The organism is Undibacterium sp. 5I1 (assembly GCF_034314085.1).
Classification (GTDB): domain Bacteria; phylum Pseudomonadota; class Gammaproteobacteria; order Burkholderiales; family Burkholderiaceae_D; genus Undibacterium.
Genome location: NZ_JAVIWI010000001.1, coordinates 2632258 through 2653340, shown reverse-complemented (window position 1 = coordinate 2653340; position 21083 = coordinate 2632258). Strand labels below are relative to the sequence as shown.

Genomic DNA, 21083 nt, shown 5'->3' with positions numbered 1-21083 from the left:
TACTCCCCATTATTTTTATAGAAAATGCCTGATTGTCCAGTCTTTCTCTGGACGATTAAAATATACAGGTAGATAGTATATTTATTCTTATTGTATTACTTATGAGCTGAATTTGGCAAAACGGGTACAAAAACTATCAGTTATTACAACAACGCCACTCGGTCTGAGTGGCGTTGGTTTTACTGCGATCCGTATTTACACTACCGCTAATATTTTACGGTGGATTATCTGTGCTGCGTTTTATGCAGCGTTTTATGCAGAATACACAGGGAAGGCATCGGTCAGTTTTTTGACTTCGACTTTAACCCGTTCTATGGTCGCAGCATCATTTGGATTGTCCAACACATCGGCGATCAGATGGCCGACTTTGATCGCTTCTGCTTCTTTGAAGCCGCGCGTCGTGAATGCCGGGCTGCCCAAGCGGATACCGGAGGTAATCATCGGTTTTTGCGGATCGTTAGGAATGCCGTTTTTGTTGCAGGTCATGTGGGCAGAGCCGAGGATGGCTTCTGCTTCTTTGCCTGTCAAACCTTTAGGACGCAAATCGACCAGCATCACATGCGACTCGGTGCGGCCGGAGACGATGCGCAGACCACGTTCAGTCAGGGTTTGCGCCAGTGCAGCGGCATTTTTGACAACTTGTTGCTGGTAGGCTTTGAACTCAGGCGTCAGAGCTTCTTTGAATGCCACCGCTTTGCCTGCGATGACGTGCATCAATGGACCGCCTTGGATTCCAGGGAAAATCGCTGAGTTAACTTTCTTGGCAATCGCTTCATCATTCGACAAAATAATCCCGCCTCGCGGGCCGCGCAGACTCTTGTGCGTGGTGGAAGTTACTACGTCGGCGAATGGCATAGGGTTAGGGTAAACACCTGCCGCGATCAGACCGGCATAGTGCGCCATGTCGACCATAAAATAGGCGCCGATTTCTTTGGCGATTTTGCTGAAGCGTTCAAAGTCGATGCGCAGAGAGAATGCGGATGCGCCAGCGATGATGATTTTTGGTTTGGCTTCGCGCGCGAGTTTTTCCATTGCATCGTAATCGATGTCTTCGGCGGCATTCAGTCCGTAAGACACCACGTTAAACCATTTGCCTGACATGTTGAGAGGCATGCCGTGAGTCAGATGTCCGCCTTCTGCCAGGCTCATACCCATGATGGTATCGCCCGGATTTAACAGCGCGAAGAACACGCCTTGGTTTGCTTGGGAGCCGGAATTAGGTTGGACGTTAGCGAAGTTCGCGCCGAATAATTCTTTCAGGCGATCAATCGCCATTTGCTCAACCACGTCCACATATTCGCAACCGCCGTAGTAGCGCTTGCCCGGGTAGCCTTCAGCGTATTTGTTAGTGAGTTGTGAGCCTTGGGCTTCCATCACCGCTGGTGAGGTATAGTTTTCTGAGGCGATCAACTCAATATGTTCTTGCTGGCGGTGATTCTCTTGTTGAATCACGGCAAACAATTCTGGATCGGTGTTGGCGAGGGTATGAGTTTTTGCGAACATGACAAGCTTCCTGTTTAATTAGAGGGTAATTGCAGATGATCTGGTGCCCTGAAAAGGGAACGGGCAGCCTAAATCGCTATGTCCATATCAGGCTACCCAGGCGCACGGCTATTGAACCGAGATTTTCCATCAGGCGCACCAAAGGTGCTATTTGATTGCTGACAGCGCATTTTCGGTCATTTTTGACGTTCTTCGTTGCCCATGGCTCGCCATGAGCGCCTCATTCACGCTAAAGCTGCCTCGAAAAATGCATCCGTCATCAACTCAAATCCTGATGGAAAATCTCGGTTGAAATCTCACGCTTCCCGATGGATCTCCATCTTTGTCGTTAAGCGCTGCGTTTGTTGCTAATTGTGCAAACTGCTGCGTTTAAGACATTTTCGCCAGTCACGTGAGACGAAATGGTGCCCAAATTTTACGCCAAGCCCCATTTTTGAGCAAGATTTGGATGTGATTTGCCGAATAACGCTGTTTTAGTCTGATGAATACTTCGCGTTAAATAAATTGAAGGTGTTTGCTAATTGGAGGTTACAAGGCGTCACAAGCGCAGGCATAGCGATTGTATAAAAACCGCATAGAATGAGGGCAGGCGTTTTCGCGACGATGTTCGCCATGCAAAAAATTACTCACATCATCAGCATCAAATCCAGTATCACATCCAACATCACATCAAACTAAGAGGAAATCATGATCGTTTTAATCACCGGTGCAAGTTCAGGTTTTGGCGAAGAAATGGCGCGTAAGTTTGCGTCGAATGGTCATAAAGTCATTGCTACTGCCCGCCGCACGGATCGTCTGGACGCATTGCAGGCGGAACTGGGCACAACCTTGTTGCCTATCAAAATGGATGTCACCGACAAAGCATCCATCAGTGCAGCGCTGGCACAGTTGCCTGCCGAATGGAAAGAGATTGATGTGCTCATCAATAATGCCGGACTGGCGCTCGGCACGGAGCCTGCACATCTCGCCAATCTGGATGACTGGGAAACCATGATCGACACCAACACCAAGGGATTAGTCCGAATGACGAGAGCTATTTTGCCTGCGATGGTGGAGCGTGGCAGCGGTCTGGTGATCAATATCGGTTCGATCGCTGGTTCCACGCCCTATCCAGGCGGCAATGTATATGGTGCGACCAAAGCGTTTGTCGATCAATTTACCCTCAACCTGCGTGCCGATCTGGTTGGAACTGGGGTGCGGGCAACAAATCTTGCGCCAGGCTTATGCGGCGGTACCGAATTCTCTAATGTCCGCTTCAAAGGGAATGATGAGGCAGCGGCCAAAGTGTACGAGGGTACGGTTCCGCTGACAGCGGCAGATATCGCCGAATCCGCCTATTGGATTGCGACATTGCCCAAGCATATCAACATCAATTACATAGAAATGATGCCGACTTGCCAGGGTTTCGGCGCTTTCAATATCAAGCGTAATCCGGCGTAAAACCCCGCATATGATCGACTAGGTTGAAATTTTATACTGGATGGGGTATTTTAAAGTGTCTAGGTAATCTCTGGACACTAAGTATATAAATCGGGGATACTCCCCCAATTTCTACCTTATTTATTGCTAAATTATGGCTAAAGAATTCAACTGGTTTGTCCGTGTATATTACGAAGATACCGATGCGGGCGGCATCGTCTTCTATGCCAATTATCTGAAGTTTTTTGAGCGCGCCAGAACCGAGTGGTTGCGCGCGGCCGGTATCAGCCAGCAAATCATGACCACGCAGCATCAAGTCATGTTTGTCGTCAAAGGCACGGCAGTCGAGTATCATGCACCCGCCAGACTGGATGATGAACTCAAACTCACCGTTGTGGTCGAAAGGATGGGACGCGCTTCTGTCCAGTTTGTGCAAGAAGCCTGGTGCGGTGATCGCTTACTCGCAACCGGCACGATCAAAGTCGGATGCGTTGGCACAACGACTGTGCGCCCAAGTGCGATTCCAGCGGAAGTACTGGCAAAGCTGAGCCAGTAAAATCAGGAAAAATCAGCAAAAATCAGCAAAAATCAGAGAAATAAGACCAAACAAATACTGTAAGGTCAATCAGCCGAGCAAGTTACAAAGTCAGGCATCAGTTGCGCGAACTTACACACCCGTGCGCATACGAATAATCAACTTACCCAGATAGACTATTTATGAACGTTACACAAGATCTCTCATTTTTTACCCTGATTTCCGAAGCCTCTATCTTGGTACAACTGGTGTTGCTCTTGCTGGTGGGCGTGTCAGTGACGAGCTGGAATTATATTTTCAGAAAAATGTTTGCAATCAGCAAAGCGCGCAAGCAGACGGAAGAATTTGAACGCAATTTTTGGTCCGGTGGCAATCTCGGTGAGTTGTATCAGGTGGCAATGAGCAATCGTCGCAACAGTGGTAACAACTCAGGCGCGCTAGAGCGTATTTTTGAAGCCGGTATGAGCGAATATCAAAAGGTCAAAGCGGCAAATAAAGCGAACTTAGATGCGACCGCAATGCTGGACGGTGCGCGCCGTGCGATGCGTGCCGCTTATCAGCGCGAGATGGATCATCTGGAATCCCACTTATCGTTTTTAGCCTCAGTCGGCTCGGTCTCACCATATGTGGGTTTGTTCGGTACGGTTTGGGGGATTATGAATGCCTTCCGAGGTTTGGCTAATGTGCAGCAAGCCACGCTGGCTGCGGTGGCTCCCGGTATTGCCGAGGCTCTGATTGCCACTGCCATTGGTCTGTTTGCGGCGATCCCTGCAGTGCTGGCATACAACCGCTACTCACATGATATTGATCGCTTGGCGATCCGGTTTGAAACTTTTATTGAAGAGTTCTCCAATATTTTGCAAAGACAATCTCGTTAAATTGTATGAGTTCTCTGCGTGGCGAACGTAAACGCAAATTCAAAGCAGAAATCAATGTCGTGCCCTATATCGACGTGATGTTGGTACTGCTGATTATTTTTATGGTGGCTGCTCCGATGACCAATCCCAGCGTCATCAATTTGCCGACTGCCGGGCAATCAACCCAGCCGCCGTCTGAATATATTGAGGTAACGCTAGACACTAACAAATATGTGATCAGCATCAATACCAAAGGCGCTAACGGCAAAACTGGCAATGGTAACAACCAGCAAGAGGCTAAAGAGACCGCAGCCAATCGCGCCCAGTTAATGCAAAAGTTGAGCGAATATCACACGGCAAAACCCGATTTAGCCGTGCTGGTATCGGCAGATAAAGAAATGAAATACGACGAGATTATTCAAGTCATTTCCGAAGCCAAAAAGCTTGGTATTAATCGGGTTGGTTTGGCGACCAAGTGATGCGCCTGCGCCCATTATTCTTATTGCTAACATGCATCGGCATGACAAATTTTTGTCACGCCGATGCACCGCCTGCCGCGCTTCTTTCCCTGCCTGTCCCGAGCGTGATGTCTGCGCCAAGCTCGACAGCAGCGTCGACGGAAGTACAAAAGCAAGCGGAAACACCAACTCCAGCATTAACACCAGCGCCCACGCCCTCCACCGACATCGACACCAAAATTGCGCCCGATGCGGAAGAAGAGATTCTTGTAGCGAAATCGAATTTACGTCGTTTCCAGATAGGTGTTGCTAAAGGTGATTGGCTAGCCCTGTTGACACAACATATTCCAGAATTATCGTCAGATACCGATCCGCAAAACGTCACGCCAACGCTGATCCGAAAATTGCGTCAGGACATTGGCAACATATTAGCGACAGAGGGATACTTTTCGCCCGCGATCACATTTGATGCCGGAAAAGAGGGTCAAAATGGCGGCTCGTTTTTCCGTGGTGGCATTGGCAACCTCAGTAGCAACCTCAGTAGCAACCTCAGCAATAATGTCATTCGTGTCAATATTGATGCCGGCCCCAGAACTACAATACAGCAAGTGGATTTGCAATTTTCGGGTGCCTTAGAAGACGCTGCCAAGCAAGGCAAGGTCGATGCAGTCAAACGTCGTGAGGAGCTGATAGCCGATTGGCGCTTACCTGTGGGATCTGTTTTTAGGGACGAGGAGTGGGATAAGGCCAAAACCGATATTACCGAGAGTCTGCGCTCCAATGTCTATGCCTCGGCCAGCATCATTAACAGCAACGCGACGATGGATGCAGATAGCCAGTCCGGTAGCTTAAAGGTAGAGATCGACAGTGGTCCGCCATTTACTCTTGGTGAAGCGGTTATTACGGGTTTGCAGCGCTATCCTCCCTGGTTGCTTGATCGCTATTTGCCACCCAAAAAAGGTGAGCCGTATTCACGCTCACGCTTGCTGGAATACCAGAGAGCTTTGCAAAATTCGGCCTATTTTTCTGCTGTGGCAGTCAGTGTCGATCCCGATCCGAGCAAAGCTGACGGCGTGCCGGTGGATGTGTCGGTCGTTGAGCGCCGCCCCCGTGATCTAGCGTTCGGCGTGGGTTACAGCAGCAATACTGGTTTCCGCACAGAAGTGTCTTATCGTGACCGCGATCTGCTCGACAGAGCCTGGGATTTACGCAGTGCGGTCCGCTTAGAGCAAAGGCGTCAGCTGGCTTATGCAGACATTTATTTGCCACCACGGGACAATCAATTTTTAGATTCTTTTGGCGTCTTACTGGACAAATCTAATCTCGCTGGATTAGATCAGACCCGCACCGCGATTGGTGTCAAGCGTACCAGCACACGTGGACACCTGGAGCAGCGTTTAGGTTTGAATTTATCGCGTGAAAAGGTAGCGCTGGATGGCGAGCCGCAATCGGTCAGTAAGGCCTTAGTCAGTTCGGTGGGCTGGACATGGCGTGATGTAGATGACAGCTTTGCACCGCGCAAAGGACAAATTTTGCAGCTCGATTTTGCTGTCTCAGAAAAAGCCTTAATTTCGGATCAGCGCTTTATCCGTACTTATGCCAAATATCAGCAATGGATACCGGTCGCCAAGCGCGACGTCCTGTTACTCAGAGCAGAAATAGGGCAGGTCTTGGCGCCAAGTATTGACGGTATTCCTGAGGATTATTTATTCCGTACCGGTGGCAGCAGCACGGTGCGCGGTTATAGCTATCAAAGTCTGGGTATTCAGCATCCTACTGGCGTGACTGGCGGCATGGTGATGGGTGTTGCCAGCGCCGAGTATGTGCATTGGACTCAGGCGAATTGGGGCGCTGCTGCTTTTATCGATGCCGGTGACGCGGCGGATGATTGGAATACCTATAAAGTTAAACAAGGTTTTGGTGTTGGTGGAAGGTATAAAACACCTGCTGGTCCGATTGCACTGGATCTTGCCTACGGCAAAAACATAAAAAAATTCCGTTTGGATTTTTCGATTGCGGTCGCATTTTAATGATGGCGAAACATTCTGCTGAAGCCGGTTTTTCTAAGCTCACGATGAGCATTTGCTTATGACACAAACGCCTTCAAATCCTGATGAAAAAAACTCAACAACGGTGGTGAGCGCTGCTGGTGCGTCTGCTGCGCCTGCTACTGCTGCAGAATTAGCTACTGCTAATGTACTGAAGCGCAGAAGTCTGCTTGGGATTTTTTCCCTGATTTTTAGCGCTTTACTGGTTATTCTATGTCTGACTTTAGGATGGGCAAGCTGGACCCAGCATGGCACGCGTACTATTCTCAATTGGCTACAAAATGCCAGCGGCGGCGAATTGAAATTAAGCGATGTCCGCGGACGTTTGTCGGACCATGTATCGATTGGCGAGTTGTCGTATCAAACCAAGACGCTGCATGTTAAAGCAAGTGGAATACAGCTTGACTGGCATCCATTGAGTTTGGCTAACGGCAAATTATCCATCAGCAGTTTACAGATTGCCGCGTTGACGATTGCAAGCCTGGAGAGTAAATCATCACCGCAATTGCCAGGCGATCTCGATGTTGTCATTGAAGTCGCCGTGCAGCAAGCCGCGATTGGCCGCCTGACGATTGCCACGCTATATGCCGACGGTCACACTACACCTGTTACCACAATGACCGGATTAACAGGGCAATTAATCTCCAACCAAAAGCAGCATCAGTTACAGGCCAAAGTCACCACTGATTTTGGTATCGTACAAGCACAGGCGACCGTCGCTGTGCACCGGCCATTTGTAGTCCAAGGTCAGTTTGATTATCAAGGTCAGATCGATCAGCACATACCACGTATGGGCATCACCGGAAGTCTGACTGGTTCTTTACAAGACTTGGTTCTCAATGCCAAAGCCAAAGTTAGCGATGAACTCGCTGGGGAAAAACCAATTGATTCTACCCAAGTTACCTCCGCATCTGAGCTACCTAAATTATCTAAAGTATCTAAATTAAGTGGTGAACTTAAAGCAGTACTAGCACCATTTTCTGCAGAAATACTGCATTCATTACAGGCCACGATTGACGGACTGGACCCCGCCGAATTTGCAGCACAGGCACCACATGCACAATTAAAAGTGGCGGCTAACCTAAAGCCAGATAACAAACTTGGTCCCAATGGATTAGCGGGTACGATTAAACTGAGTAATGCGCAACCGGGCACTATAGACAAAAACGGAATACCGGTCAGCGCGATGACTTCTGCCTTACGCTGGTCGGGTGATCGTCTTGAGTTGAGTCAAACCTTGCTGCAATTAATGGGTAAGGGGAAAATCTCCGGCGCTGCACAAATACAGTTTACGACCAGCGCTTTCCCTATCGTTGATACCCGGCTTGAAGTGAGTGAGGTGGATCTTTCGCAGATTGATACGCGGATTCGTCCGACTCAAATCAAAGGCACTATTCAAGCGCAGACAAGAGCGCAAAAAGACGGTGATCATCAGATTACTTTTCAGGCGCAGTTGCATGATCCGCGCGCTAGTCTAAATGTGGATGCGAGTTACCAGCCCGGGAGTAGCGTTCAGACTGAGGCTAAAGATAAGACTGCAGCGCAAACAAAAACGCAGACTATTTCAAAGATTACGTTAGCGAAGCTAGAACTACTTGCCGCAGATTCTCGTTTGCAAGGGCAGGGCGAGATCATCTTGAGCGGTACTGTGCAGCCTTTTAATTTTAAAGGGGTAATTCAGAATTTTGACCCTTCACGATGGATCGCCGCACCAGCTGGCAAGATCAGTGCTGATTTTTCAGTTGCGGGACAATTGCAACCTAAGCTGGATGTGTCCGTGCAACTCCCTTCTTTGCAAGGGCAATATGCGGGACAAGCACTGAGTGGCGCAATTGATGCGCGCTGGCAGCAAGATGCGGCTTTGACTTTGCATAAGCTGGATGTGCACTGGGGTAAAAATGGTGTCACCGGCAGCGGTGCTTGGGGGAGCGACAAGGGGCAGCTGCAATTAGCGATCGATATCCAGGAGTTGGATGCCTTATCGCATTTAATCCCGACCACTCAGGATGTGCCGCATCTGGGTGGGAGCCTGAAAGCGAATTTGGTCTTGCAGGGGAAAATGAGTGAGCCTGCAGGTAAGCTCGACTTAATTGGACAAAATCTAAAATATAGTCAGCAATCGGGTCAGCAAATCAGCATTGATAGTTTGACCGCGAAACTAGATCTGGCGCGCGGTTCACAAGGTATGTTTGACGGTAATATCATTGCTCAAACAGTGCGCAGTAATTTGATGAAGGCAGATGCTACTGATACCACCTCTATATATGGTTCAGCTGCAAATCCTGGCACCAATCTAGGTGCAAATCCAGCATCAGGTAAGGAAACAAGTAGGGGGGCAAACGCTGCCCCAACTACCGTCGCAAACAAGCCAAATGATAAGAGTTTACCGGTACTGGCAGAGCAAATTAGCTTATCCATTAATGGAACTCGTGAGTCACATAATATTGTTCTCAACAGCCGGTTTAATAACAGACGATCTGTCAGCATGACTGCTGCGGGCGGTTTAAACGCCATTGGAAAAACTACAAAAATAGTCAGCAATAAATCTGCTGGCTCAGCTAGCCAGGCCGTTGTTGCTGCGCCTGTCAATTCAGTAGCGCAATGGCAGGGACAATTACTGAGTTTTGTGCTTAGCGGAAAACCCGATGTCAAATTACTGGCGCCTATGAGTGTTGTTGCCTCCAGCCAGTCGTTGCGCTTAGGACCCGCAGAATTTTCGGGTGTGGTTGGTAAGCTGGTACTCAAGCAATTGGAGTGGTCGCCCGACGGTTTAAAAACGCAAGGGCAATGGAATGCTATGAACGTCATTGCAGTGGCTAACTTGCTTAAACCGCAGTACGCAGTGGATGGCGATTTACTGTTGAATGCCGTATGGGATTTACAGTTAAAAGACCATTTGCAAGGCGAAATCAGCTTGCAGCGCCAGAGCGGCGATGTTCGTATCAATGATGCGGATGGCACTGGAAAAGCGATACCGCTTGGTATCCGCGACCTGCAAATGAAGATGCTGTTTGGTGGTCTGGTCGTTGGCAGTGACGCAGAAAAAATGGCTTTGACCATGACCGCTGATGGCGCTCGTTTGGGGACTTGGCAAGCGCGGGTGAATTCTGCTTTGAGTAAAAAAACCGGGACATGGGCGATTGCCCCGGATGCGCCTTTAGAAGGGCAGATCAAAGCGAATATCCCAGACGTGCAGTGGCTGGGGCCATGGATTAATCCTGGTCTGGCGCTTAAAGGCCAACTACAAGTCGATGCCCAATTAGCAGGACAATTTAGCCAGCCGCGTTATCAGGCAAAAATTAGTGGAAGCGGATTAGAAGTCGCTTTTGCGGCGGAGGGTTTGTTGTTACCGAATGGCCGTCTGGAGGCGGTGATAGACGAAAACCGCGTTCGCTTAAATAGTCTGGAATTTTCTAATGTGGTATCCGTCATGCCGCGCCATTCTAAATTCCAGGATGTGAATTGGGTTGGTCAAAAGGGCGAATTAAAAGCCAGCGGTGATATTGATATTCGCAATCAGACCGGCAATATTCAGGCTCAACTGAATCAGTTTCCTCTGCTCCAGCGCAATGACCGGTGGCTGGTTGCGAGCGGTGATTTAGGTGTGGCGAATATTAAAGATGTCTGGAATGTGACGGGCAAAATAAGAGCCGACGGTGCGTATTTTAAATTGCCAAAATTACCGCCGCCAAGTTTGTCTAGCGACGTGGTGGTGATTCGCAGCAAAGATAAGGCAGCACAAAATAAAGCGGCTGACGATGCCAATAAAAAGGCGCTCAAGTCGCGGCTTGATATGAGCTTCGACATGGGCTCACGTTTTGTGTTTGTCGGACGTGGACTAGATACGGCGTTGGCGGGTAGCATCCGCTTACGTTCCTCCGATGGCAATCCGGTGCAAGCCAGCGGTTCGATCAGCACTGTCGGTGGTGCTTATGAAGGTTACGGGCAACAACTGGCGATAGAGCGGGGCATCTTAAACTTTCAAGGTCCGCCAGCTAATCCGGGCTTGAATATCCGTGCCTTGCGCCTGGGTTTGGCGGTAGAAGCCGGCGTAGAAGTGGTTGGTACAGTTGCTGCGCCGCAAGTCCGGCTGGTTTCTGAGCCCACCGTACCCGATGCAGAAAAATTATCTTGGCTGGTATTGGGACGAGGCTCCGACCAAATTGCAGGCAATGACGCGTCTTTGCTGATGTCGGCAGCCAGTGCAATTTTTGGCGGCGATGGTAGCCGCAATGTTCCAAGGGATATCGTACAAGGCTTAGGTTTTGATGAATTTTCCCTAGGCACTGCGGATACTAGCAATGGCTCTAAATTACCTAGCCAAACCGTAGCTGGCACCACATCGACTAGCGGAGCGACCTCTGGCGATCAGGTCGTTTCGGTCGGTAAGCGCTTAGCGCCTGGCATGGTATTGTCGGTTGAGCGCGGCTTGTCGGACGCCAGCGGCGCGATTAAATTAAGTTGGCAACTGACCCGAAGAGTCAGCATTATTGGCCGCACTGGTACTGATTCGTCGATTGATGCTTACTATACGTTTTCATTTAATTAGGATGCAGAGTCAGGGTAGTAAGTTAAATACTCCAGGTAGGTATATTTAAATTGTCCATAGAATCATTGGGCAATAAGGCAGTTATTAAAAATAAAATGGGGAGTATATTTACTTTCTCTTCTTTAAACTTGCCAGAAATGAGAATTGAACCGTATGTTTTTAGTGCCGATTTGATAGGACTTCTTTGTTAAACCAGCAAAGATGATTTGAATCGGTTTGGATCGGAATGCCGATTATAATTTTATTCATCGTATATTTTTCTAAAGAGAAACGGCCTCAGCCAGCTTTTAGACGGAAAATAAACGGAACTAAGCAGCGATAGAAGCATCATATAAAGTCATGAAAGAATTTTCTCCGAACGTCCCTACGCATTCTTCAACTCGTGATTTCCCCCGTGAGGCTGGTCAGTGGCGCTCTTTTACCCTGGCTGCTTTGGTGCACGTCGTATTGATCGCCTTTTTGTGGGTAGGCGTTCAATGGCAAAATAAAGAAACTACTGCGGTGGAAGCAGAGGTTTGGGATATGACCACCAGGCAAGCAGCTCCGAAGCCGATTCCGGAAGAAGAAGTACAGCCAGAGCCTGAGAAAATTGCGCCGCCAGTGGCACCAACGCCAGTCGTTAAAGACGAGCCGGTGGTCGATCCCGAGATCGCGTTAGCCCAAGAAAAAAAGCGTCTGCTAGTTGAGAAAAAGAAAATAGAAGATCAGAAAAAAGCTGAGTTGCAAGAAGCAAAGCTCAAGCAAGAGCAAGAACTGGCACTCAAAAAAGCCAAAGAAAAGCTGGCGGAAGAAAAAAAGAAAGCCGATAAATTGCTTGCCGATGAAGCCGAGAAGAAAAAACTAGCCGATTCCAAAGCGCAATCAAAAACGCAGCAAAATAAAGAACAAGCCGCCCGCGATAAGGTTTTTGAAGAAAATATGCGCCGTCTGAATGGGCAAGCGGCAGTCATGGGTACCGGTGGTACGGGCGATGCGCCTAAATCTACCGGCAATAATCGTGGCGATCCAAGTTATGCAGCCCGTATTGCTTCCAAGGTAAGACAAAATACGGTATTCAACGCAGTTGATAATTCCAATACCAACCCCACAGTAGAATATAGAATTGATTTGTTACCAGATGGTTCTTTGCGTGGTCCGGTACGTAAATTAAAATCTTCCGGCGCACCTGGTTTTGATGAAGCGGTAGAAAAAGGGATAGAAAAGTCAGCACCTTTCCCACGTGATAAATCTGGCGATGTCCCTACCAGTATTGTCCTCAGTTATAAAATGAAAGAGTAAATTGAAGATAGTTTCCTTGATTAAAGTGTTCTCAGTGAGCACATTATTGATAACCAGTGTGGTGCAGGCTCAGCTTAGGGTCGAGGTATCTGGCGTTGGTTCCACCCAAATCCCGGTTGCGATTGCGAGCTTTGCGGATGAGGCTCTGACACCGCAGCAAATCACTTCTATCGTCAAAGACGATTTAACCCGCAGCGGTTATTTCAAAATTATTGATACTGGTAGCGTTATTACCGAGACGACCGCCGTCAATTTCGATGACTGGAAATCACGCGGAGCCGAAGCCTTAGTCGTTGGCAGCGTGCAAAAACTCAGCGATGGTCGTTTTGATGTGCGTTACAAATTATTAGATACGATTAAGTCATCCACATTATCTGGCCTTGCCATTGCAACGTCCTCAGCGAATACCAGGGTGACTGCGCACAAAATCGCCGATGATATTTATGAAAAATTAATCGGCGTGCGTGGCGTATTCTCAACCCGTATTGCTTATGTGACCAAGTCCGGTAAGGAATATCGTCTGGAAGTTGCCGATGCAGATGGAGACGGCACACAAGTCGCGCTGCGCTCGAATGAACCCATCATTTCACCCGCCTGGTCACCTGATGGCACCAAGGTCGCTTACGTGTCGTTTGAGGCTAAGAAGCCCGTCATTTACGTGCAAAATCTGATCACGCGCGAACGCACAGTGATTGCCAACTACAAAGGCAGCAACTCAGCACCTGCATGGTCACCGGACGGTAATAAATTAGCGATAGCCTTGTCGCGCGATGGCTTGACTCAGGTATATACCGTCAACGCCAATGGCACTGGTTTGCAGCGCCTGACTCAAACCAGCGGCATAGACACTGAGCCACAATTTTCTGCGGATGGACAAAGCATTTATTTCCTAAGCGACCGTAGCGGCGGACCTCAAATTTATCGCATGGGCGTGACTGGCGGTGAGGCAAAGCGTGTCACATTTAATGGCAGCTATAACATCACACCGAGGATTTCACCTGATGGGAAAACACTGGCGTATATTTCTCGCCGTGATGGCAAATTCCAGTTGTATTCACTAGATATTGCCAGCGGCCAAGAACAGCGCTTATCGGATACCGTTAAAGATGAATCACCAAGCTTTTCGCCTAACGGCAAATATATTATGTACGCTACTGAGTCTGGTCGTCGCGGCACATTGGCGGTAGTATCGGTCGACGGCAGAGTGAAGCAAAAATTGACCTTGCAAGCTGGAGATGTTCGGGAACCCACATGGGGACCTTTTATGAAGTAACGGTCAAATTTTGAAGTCTGTTTAATTCATTTGCTTTATTTAGTTTTTAAAAAAAGGAGAAATACATGCGCTCAGCAATTAATTCTAAAACTCTGGCTTTGCTGTTGACCAGCGTCGCTCTTATCTCAGCTTGTAGTACGCCAGTTAAATTGGACGAGAAGCCACCTGTCGTCGAAGATAAGTCTGCAATGAATAAACCAGTAGAAGACAACACCCGCACTGTTAAACCAGTTGAAGTCGTTTCTGTTGACCCTTTAAACGACCCGCAAGGCGTGTTGGCGAAACGTAGTGTGTATTTTGACTATGATAGCTATGTGGTTAAAGATGAGTTCAAATCTTTAGTCGAAGCCCATGCTAAATACCTGGTCGGCAATAAAGCTCGTAAAATTTTAATCCAAGGTAATACGGATGAACGCGGTGGTCGTGAATACAATCTGGCTTTGGGACAAAAACGTGCAGAAGCAGTGCGTAAAGCTCTGGCTTTGTTAGGTGTGCCAGAAGCCCAAGTAGAGGCGGTTTCTTTAGGTAAAGAGAAGCCAAAAGCAACGGGTAGCGACGAGGCTTCATGGGCAGAAAACCGCCGTTCTGATATCGTCTACCAGTAAGTATTCAATACGTATTGAATACGTATTAAGTTATCCTCATTAATACAGATTGCCGCTAAACATAATGATTGCTGCAATCTGTATTTTGAGAGACGCTTCGATAGCGACAAGCTTCGAATGATGTTCCCTTCTTTGTCCTCCAGCATGCTGGATCACTTCAAGATCAATTCTTATTGAACTCTTCCCATGAAATTTTTTACTTTCTCTAAAACAGCGCGCTCGGTTGCCTTCGCCATGATGTTGACACCAATGCTGCCATCAGTTGCAGCGGCGGGCATCTTTGATGATGATGAAGCACGTAAAGCAATTTTAGATTTGCGTTCCAAAGTGGATGAAGTAAGTAACAAGCTCGATACGAAGTTAGATACCAAAGCCGATAAAAGTAGTGCGCTTGATCTGGCGAATCAAAATGAGCAATTGCGGTCAGAGATCGCAAAATTGCGCGGACAGATAGAAGTGCTGACCAATGATTTAGCAAATACTCAGCGCCGCCAGCAAGACTTTTATGTCGATCTGGACAACCGTGTTCGCAAACTAGAGCCAAAGAAAATGACGGTCGATGGCAAAGAGGCGACGGTAGAAATCAATGAGCAACGTGCCTATGACGCAGCTTTATCTTTATTTAAAGCAGGCGATTACAAAAATGCAAGTGCTGCATTTACAGCCTTCAATGTCAACTATCCGCAATCCGCTTTTGCCGGATCTGCGCAATATTGGTTGGGTAATTCCTGGTATGCACAGCGCGATTGCAAGAATACGATTTCATCTCTGCAGGTTTTAGTTAGAAATTATCCTGATCATCCAAAAGCACCGGATGCAATGTTGAATATCTCTGCTTGTCAGCTGGAATTAAAAGACAAATCAGGAAGCAAAAAAACGCTGGAGGCAGTGATTGCACAGTACCCGGAAACTGAAGCCGCACAGGCAGCAAAGAGTCGCTTGGCCGCCACAAAATAAGACTAACTCCCGAGAGAATACTGCTTCGCTGGAAAAAATCCAGCAAGCTCGTTGACAGCGGTATTGGAACATACTATAATTTCGTTCTTTCGGGTCGTTAGCTCAGCTGGTAGAGCAGCGGACTTTTAATCCGTTGGTCGCAGGTTCGAATCCCGCACGGCCTACCACGAAATTCGGAAGACTTAGATGAAAATCTAAGTCTTTTTTATTTATAAACATTCATTTTGGTGTCCGGTAGTTTTTCCCGCATTCATGTTTTGGTTATAAAGCGCAAGTCTTTGGGTCGTTAGCTCAGCTGGTAGAGCAGCGGACTTTTAATCCGTTGGTCGCAGGTTCGAATCCCGCACGGCCTACCAAAGTTTTAAGAATAAAAGGACTCAGGTGAAAGCTTGAGTCCTTTTTGTTTTTCGGCGACGAGAAGTGTCTATACTTGATGCATCGCCACGCACACTTATCCTATTTTTAAATCATGTGTTCACCGAATCGTAAGCGACAATCATGATTTGAAAATCGCATCAAATAGAATTATTCCGTAATTCAGTAAAGGACGTCTGATGAAGCAAAAACAGAATAGCGGCAAGCTCAAAACGGAACAAAAATCAGAGCCAAAACCAGAGCAGCATCATGAAATTCGCCCAGGACAATCGATAGAATTACTCAAAGAATTGCACATCCTCACGCGTGACGGCAAGATGAATCAAGATAGTCGGCGCAAGTTAAAGCAGGTCTATCATCTGTACCAATTTATCGAGCCCTTGTTGCAGCAATTACGCGAAGATCATAGCGACCTCACTCTGGTCGATCATGGTGCTGGTAAATCGTATCTTGGTTTTATTTTGTATGACCTGTTTTTTAAAGCGACGGCAAGTCAAAATCAGTCCCGTATTTACGGCATAGAGACTCGTGATGAATTAGTACAAAAGTCTGTCGAGCTGGCCACCAGACTAGATTTTCCTGGTATGTCATTCTTAAATTTATCTGTCGCTGACTCCATTACTTCTGCCCAGTTGCCCGATCAAATTGATATTGTTACTGCGCTGCATGCTTGTAATACGGCGACGGATGATGCGATTCAATTTGCATTAAAAAAGAAGGCAAAATTTATGGTGTTAGTGCCTTGCTGTCAGGCAGAAGTGGCGGCAGAGCTGCGCAAACATAAGGGTGATGCTGTGCGTGATAATCCTTTATCAGAGATGTGGCGCCACCCGATTCATACGCGTGAATTTGGTAGCCAGATCACTAACGTGCTACGGTGTCTGCAATTAGAAGCGCATGGCTATCAGGTTAGAGTAACCGAGCTAGTTGGTTGGGAGCATTCAATGAAGAACGAACTGATCATTGCTGAGTACAAAGGCTTACCGGCTAAACGTCCTGCGGAACGCTTGGCTGAGGTGCTGAAGACTACCGGCTTAGAATCTATGCAGGAGCGGTTTTTTACGCCACGCTAATTTCAACATTCGTCGTGCGTTAGTTTTAAATGCAATTTAAAGATAGGAAAATGACACACTAATTGACATGTAATTTGGTGATTTACACCGAAGTCACTAGCACGTCACAAAAAATTATTAATATCATTTATCTTATAAATAAGGCTTAAGCAAAACCGCCCTAGCTGCGTTGTAGCTCCTAGCTGTACTGGAGACTATCTTCGCCGCTAGACCTTGCTAGGGCAATTTTGCGTAAGTCCTGATAAAGTTTTTGAACCTAGTTGCCCAATTGAGAATTTAGATTTTCATCGTTATCAAAAAATCGTTTGGAGAATTACCGTATGTTCGCTGCAGTCGATCTTGGTTCTAACAGTTTTCGCTTGCACATAGGTCGTCATGAGGGTGATGTGATTCGCGTTGTCAAAAGTGCCCGCGATCCTATTCGTCTAGCGGCTGGCCTGGATCAGCAAGGAAATCTGTCACCTGCAGCAATACAAAGCGCGATTGCGTGTCTCGCGCGCTTTAAACAAATCTTAGATAGCTACCCGCTAGATGCCGTCCGCGTAGTAGCAACCAACACCATACGCATCGCAAAAAATAGTGCCGATTTTATGCCCGCAGCGGAAGCGGCTATTGGTTATCCGATCGATATTATTTCTGGTGAAGAAGAGGGACGTCTGATTTATATGGGCGTTTCCAACTCGATTGCTATTCCAGGCGAGCGCCGGTTAGCGCTGGATATCGGTGGTGGCTCTACCGAAGTGATACTTGGTCGCGGCCATGAGGTGGTTAAGGTGGAGTCTTTTAGTATTGGTACGGTGAAGCACAGCAGTACTTTTTTCCCGCAAGGTAGAATCACTGAAGCAGGATTTGAAGCCGCTGTTCTGTCAGCACGATCGATGTTTGAGGATGCCGCACCGCCATATCAGCCTGAGCATTGGCGCAATGCTTATGGCTCCTCGGGCACGATACGGGCGATCTCTGATGCAATCGCAAAAAACAACTTAGGTGACGGTAGTATTACGCTCAAAAGCCTGATAACGTTAAAACAATACTGCGTCCAATGTGGGCAGGTGAGTCAGCTAGAATTAACGGGTATTAAACCCGAGCGTGTCGCCATGGTGGTTGGCGGACTTGCGATCTTGATCGCCTTGTTGCAAGAATTTAGTATCACTGTATTGCAACCAATAGAAGCAGGTTTGCGCATGGGGGTGATGTGGGATTTATACCTGCGTGCGACCAAGCGTGACCGGCGTGAGCAAGCCGTGCATAACGTCGCCACCATGTTCTATGTTGATGCCACACGCGCTAGTCGGGTAGCCGATATGGTACGTTCTTTGTATGCACAATTAAAACCGGCAACGGATACCTATATCCGGCATTTACACTGGAGTGCTATGTTGCATGAGGTCGGTATGGCGATATCGCATACCGGCTATCATAAGCACGGCGCATACATGATAGAGAACGCTGATATGGCCGGTTTCACTACCCGCGAACAGCGTGTAATGAGTAAATTAATTTTGAGTCAAAAAGGTAATCTGAGAAAAATCAGTGACAGCTTTGCCGACTTGGATTTTGCTAAAGCCGTGCTTGCATTGCGTCTCTCTGTCACTTTTATGCATTCACGGATAGAGCTCGATTACGCTGATTTTAGTTTAAAAATGAAGAGTAAAATCGAGCTGGAAATTCGACAAGACTGGGTGACTTTACATCCGACAGTTGCTTTTTGGCTGCAAAAAGAAATCGAATTTTGGCGCGAAGTGGGCGTGGAGTTTATCGTTAAGGCGAATATTTAAGCTGCCAATATTGCGTAATATTCCATATCGAAAAATCGATTATTTTTCCAGGCAACTTCCCGGCGCCTGCCTTCTAATGCGAAACCTAATTTTTGTAAAAGCTGGCTGCTAGCTTTGTTCTCTGGTTCTACCTCAGCTTCAATCCGGTGTAAGCGCAGTTGCTGAAAACCATAGTGCAAAATTATCGACAAACACTCATGCATGACTGCCTGACGCCAATAATCCGGATGCAACCAATAACCAAGATCTGCGTTTTGATTTTCTGTATCTAATTCGTAAAAACCACACGCGCCGATTAGCTGATCTGGTGTGGCTTGTGGACAGATCGCCCACCAGATACCACTTTCTTCTTGCTCAATCCGTCGATACCAGTCTATCTGTTCTTGTGTCGCCACCAGGCTATCGTATGAGATGCCATAGTAGGCGATGACTTTAGGATGCGATAAGCCCTTAAAAATATTACCAATATCCGACTGAACAATTTTTCTCAATACAAAGCGCTTGCTCTGTAGTACAGGAAAACTGATGCGTGGTTGGAAATTCATGCTTGCAACCTTTCATCTGGATCATTAGATATTGTTTAGTGTTGTTTAACACAATGTATCGTCTGAACACCATTCAGTAATAATTTGTAATAGTCACATGACAAAGGTGTGTGGAAGATTATATTAATCATGTTTTATGTACTTTTCTTGATCCCACTCCCGAAGTGGTTTAGAGCTACGCCTACATGGTGTAGCTTTTTTTTGGCCCAGATATTTTGTCCTGACATTTCAGCTACCTTGCTCTAATTGGAGAAATTATGCCCATACAATTTCCGCGACATAGAATTAAATCTATTTTGCTTACGCTCTCGTTGATGCTTAGTTTTACTGCCACGATGCCTGCGAAGGCGATTCCGGTAGCTGATTTTCGTGCGGAAGATGCTTTACCTATTTTGACGGAATTTAAAAAGAATGTGAATCTGAATCCCAATCAGCAATTGCTTTGGCAACAAACCGAAAGCAAGGTACGTAATATTTTTAGAATACGAGAACTACGCCGCCGGGCAATACAAGATGCTGTTAAAGCCAGTTTAGAAAAAAAGAACACAGAACTTCGTGATCTCACGAAATCAATGGATCAGGATGAGGTTATATCTCTGCAAGAGAATCAGCAATTAAGAGAACTTTGGCTAACCATGTACGACGCTTTGGATGACAAGCAGCGAGATATGGTCGTCGATTTATTAATGGATCAGTTGAACCGGGTAGAAGACCAAACGAAGGATCATGGCTCGCGTAGCGATTTGCCTAAAGCCAGTGGCGGTCGTCGCGGCAAAGGCGGATCTGGCGGTGGTCAGGGTGGTATGGGCCAGAACGTACCAATTGGCGAATAAATTTTGTATTGAAATATTTGTGGAGTTTCTAAAAATCTTTCAATCAAATAATGAAAGAATGTCCAACAAGATATAACTCATTCCTGTGCATCTTTAGCAAGAATCTAGTGGCGTTGTTAATCACCTAAAGACGCTGGACTACTACGGCCGTTTTAACTATCGTAGCGCAGGTGAGCTGAATACAGATCGAGTTCCCTGCTTTATCTTTCGCAGGAGCGACCAAGTGAGAACCGAATTTAATCGATATATTTAATTGCTGAGTCTGTATAATTTTTTATAATTTCGAGGGATTATGCGGCTTGCAGCGTGATATTGGCTTGAAGACCGCATAATCATTGGAGGATTAATTTTGGATATTTCTGAAGGTAAGATTAATTCTCGGTTGATGTGGTCTGGTTTCTTTCAAAACTGCATGCTCCCAATGCTGTTGCAAGCTCCCTGCCATGAGCAAAATGCTGCCGCTATTTAATTCAATGTTACGGATTTTTTGTTCTGGTTTGCTCTTATGCCTGAGCTTAAAAATACGACTTTCACCAACGCTGACAGAGGCAATTGCTGGCTTATGCCCTAGCTCCGGCTCGTTATCTGAATGCCAGCCTACGCTATCTTGCTGATCCCGGTATAAGTTAAGTAACACGCTGTTATATCGGTTCAGGGTTAGCGCTTCGACCTGACTTTTTATCTTTAATAATGTGGCGGTCCATGGCTGGGGCGCAAGTGCAATCCCTGAGTAGTTATAGCTGCTGGCAACGTCGCCGTACCATGCAGTGAGTCGTGGTTGCAAATAGGTCTTACCCCAAACAGCGATTAAATCCTGACGCCATGGCGTTTCTGCCAGCAAACTTGTATAAAGTTCCCTGGCAATTTCTGATGAGTAAAATTGATGTGCAAATGCCAGCTCACCATCAATAATCGATATCTGTTCCAAGGTAGTGGAGGCAGAAAAAAGATCAGACATAGCGGCTGGCATGTAATAAAACTTGATTCTTAAATTAGC

The 21083-nt window shown here is 47.1% G+C and carries 16 protein-coding genes and 2 tRNA genes; 15 read left to right on the top strand and 3 right to left on the bottom strand.

Going from position 1 to position 21083, the window contains the following annotated elements:
• Positions 1–252: 252 nt before the first annotated feature.
• A complete protein-coding gene (gene glyA, locus RGU72_RS11725) occupies positions 253–1503 on the bottom strand; it encodes a serine hydroxymethyltransferase (protein WP_322119902.1) in 1251 nt (416 codons plus the stop codon).
• A 687-nt stretch (positions 1504–2190) separates the two neighbouring features.
• Between glyA and RGU72_RS11720 the strand changes: the two genes are divergently transcribed.
• The 14 genes from RGU72_RS11720 (at position 2191) to RGU72_RS11655 (ending at position 18708) form a co-directional block, all read left to right on the top strand.
• Positions 2191–2943 carry an SDR family NAD(P)-dependent oxidoreductase gene (locus RGU72_RS11720; protein ID WP_322119901.1) on the top strand — a complete coding sequence of 251 codons (753 nt, stop codon included), beginning with the start codon at positions 2191–2193 and terminating at the stop codon, positions 2941–2943.
• Positions 2944–3076: 133 nt separating this feature from the next.
• Positions 3077–3478 carry a tol-pal system-associated acyl-CoA thioesterase gene (ybgC, locus tag RGU72_RS11715; protein ID WP_322119900.1) on the top strand — a complete coding sequence of 134 codons (402 nt, stop codon included), beginning with the start codon at positions 3077–3079 and terminating at the stop codon, positions 3476–3478.
• Positions 3479–3639: 161 nt separating this feature from the next.
• Positions 3640–4335, top strand: a complete 696-nt coding sequence (tolQ, locus tag RGU72_RS11710) for a protein TolQ (protein ID WP_322119899.1) — start codon at positions 3640–3642, stop codon at positions 4333–4335.
• Positions 4336–4340: 5 nt separating this feature from the next.
• The gene (locus tag RGU72_RS11705) at positions 4341–4793 is read left to right on the top strand and encodes an ExbD/TolR family protein (RefSeq protein ID WP_322119898.1); all 453 of its coding nucleotides are present in this window, start codon (positions 4341–4343) and stop codon (positions 4791–4793) included.
• A gap of 41 nt (positions 4794–4834) precedes the next feature.
• Positions 4835–6802: an autotransporter assembly complex protein TamA gene (locus RGU72_RS11700; RefSeq protein ID WP_322119897.1), complete on the top strand. Its 1968-nt coding sequence runs from the start codon at positions 4835–4837 to the stop codon at positions 6800–6802.
• A 58-nt stretch (positions 6803–6860) separates the two neighbouring features.
• Positions 6861–11369 carry a translocation/assembly module TamB domain-containing protein gene (locus tag RGU72_RS11695; RefSeq protein WP_322119896.1) on the top strand — a complete coding sequence of 1503 codons (4509 nt, stop codon included), beginning with the start codon at positions 6861–6863 and terminating at the stop codon, positions 11367–11369.
• A 339-nt stretch (positions 11370–11708) separates the two neighbouring features.
• On the top strand, positions 11709–12647 hold the full coding sequence (locus RGU72_RS11690; RefSeq protein WP_322119895.1) for a cell envelope integrity protein TolA: 939 nt from the start codon (positions 11709–11711) through the stop codon (positions 12645–12647).
• A gap of 34 nt (positions 12648–12681) precedes the next feature.
• Positions 12682–13920 carry a Tol-Pal system beta propeller repeat protein TolB gene (gene tolB / locus RGU72_RS11685; protein ID WP_322119894.1) on the top strand — a complete coding sequence of 413 codons (1239 nt, stop codon included), beginning with the start codon at positions 12682–12684 and terminating at the stop codon, positions 13918–13920.
• Positions 13921–13985: 65 nt separating this feature from the next.
• Positions 13986–14525 carry a peptidoglycan-associated lipoprotein Pal gene (pal, locus tag RGU72_RS11680; protein ID WP_322119893.1) on the top strand — a complete coding sequence of 180 codons (540 nt, stop codon included), beginning with the start codon at positions 13986–13988 and terminating at the stop codon, positions 14523–14525.
• A 186-nt stretch (positions 14526–14711) separates the two neighbouring features.
• On the top strand, positions 14712–15482 hold the full coding sequence (ybgF, locus tag RGU72_RS11675) for a tol-pal system protein YbgF (protein WP_416200120.1): 771 nt from the start codon (positions 14712–14714) through the stop codon (positions 15480–15482).
• Positions 15483–15573: 91 nt separating this feature from the next.
• A tRNA-Lys gene (locus tag RGU72_RS11670) sits at positions 15574–15649 on the top strand.
• 113 nt (positions 15650–15762) lie between these two features.
• A tRNA-Lys gene (locus RGU72_RS11665) sits at positions 15763–15838 on the top strand.
• Positions 15839–16036: 198 nt separating this feature from the next.
• On the top strand, positions 16037–16930 hold the full coding sequence (locus tag RGU72_RS11660; protein ID WP_322119892.1) for an SAM-dependent methyltransferase: 894 nt from the start codon (positions 16037–16039) through the stop codon (positions 16928–16930).
• 320 nt (positions 16931–17250) lie between these two features.
• Complete coding sequence (locus RGU72_RS11655) at positions 17251–18708, top strand: Ppx/GppA phosphatase family protein (protein ID WP_322119891.1); 1458 nt, start codon at positions 17251–17253, stop codon at positions 18706–18708.
• On the opposite strand, the gene RGU72_RS11650 is transcribed toward RGU72_RS11655, so the two are convergent.
• Positions 18705–19253 (bottom strand): GNAT family protein, encoded by a 549-nt coding sequence (locus RGU72_RS11650; RefSeq protein ID WP_322119890.1) that lies wholly within the window; start codon positions 19251–19253, stop codon positions 18705–18707. The two genes, RGU72_RS11655 and RGU72_RS11650, sit on opposite strands and share 4 nt — an antisense overlap.
• Positions 19254–19510: 257 nt before the next feature.
• On the opposite strand from RGU72_RS11650, the gene RGU72_RS11645 reads away from it, so the two are divergent.
• Positions 19511–20086: a hypothetical protein gene (locus RGU72_RS11645; RefSeq protein WP_322119889.1), complete on the top strand. Its 576-nt coding sequence runs from the start codon at positions 19511–19513 to the stop codon at positions 20084–20086.
• A gap of 343 nt (positions 20087–20429) precedes the next feature.
• Here RGU72_RS11645 and RGU72_RS11640 read toward each other — a convergent pair whose 3' ends face one another.
• The gene (locus RGU72_RS11640; protein WP_322119888.1) at positions 20430–21044 is read right to left on the bottom strand and encodes an alpha-ketoglutarate-dependent dioxygenase AlkB family protein; all 615 of its coding nucleotides are present in this window, start codon (positions 21042–21044) and stop codon (positions 20430–20432) included.
• Positions 21045–21083 lie beyond the last annotated feature (39 nt).